The sequence below is a fragment of the Bradyrhizobium sp. PRIMUS42 genome (assembly GCF_023006515.1).
Taxonomy (GTDB): Bacteria; Pseudomonadota; Alphaproteobacteria; order Rhizobiales; family Xanthobacteraceae; genus Bradyrhizobium.
The window spans coordinates 1-579 of sequence record NZ_JALBGZ010001486.1 but is presented as its reverse complement, the minus strand read 5'-3'; the positions used below and the strand labels follow the sequence as shown (position 1 = coordinate 579).

Sequence of the window (579 nt, the reverse complement as noted above, 5' to 3'; positions counted from 1 at the left end):
GCCTGGCTGGCGATCACTGCGATGGTGACCGCGCCCACGGCCGCCACGCCCCACGAGCCCAGCCGCCACATCATGCGGCGGTCGAACGCGCTTTCCTCGGCCACAAGTCCGGAGAACAGCCCGCCGGTCTCCTTGGTGCCGAAGGCATCCGCCAGTGGGTCGGAATCCTTTGCCATGAACGTTAAGTGCCCAGCCCCGAAGCTTCCCCGAATCAATCAGGGAACATTAACAGGAAAACCCCGTCGCACTTGAATTCCGGGCGTTTGCGGGGGTAGCAAGACGAGAGCTTTTCAGGATGACCCGCCGCCGTCGCGCCAATTGATGCCGTATCTGACAGGATTTCGATGACCGCCCGTTCCAGCCTCACGATCGTGCTCGCCGCCGGCGAAGGCACGCGCATGCGATCGAGCCTGCCCAAAGTGCTGCATCCGGTGGCTCAGCAAACGCTGCTTGCTCACGTGCTCGCCGCGGCACCCAAGGGAACCGGCACCTCGCTCGCGGTCGTGATCGGCCCCGACCACCAGGCGGTCGCGGACGAGGCGAAACGCATCAGGCCCGATGCGCTCACCTTCGCGCAGG

The 579-nt window shown here is 65.3% G+C and carries 1 protein-coding gene; it reads left to right on the top strand.

Going from position 1 to position 579, the window contains the following annotated elements; all coding sequences use genetic code 11:
- Positions 1–344: 344 nt before the first annotated feature.
- Positions 345–579 (top strand): NTP transferase domain-containing protein (locus MOV75_RS41225; protein ID WP_247008624.1); only part of this gene is annotated, 235 nt, incomplete at its 3' end.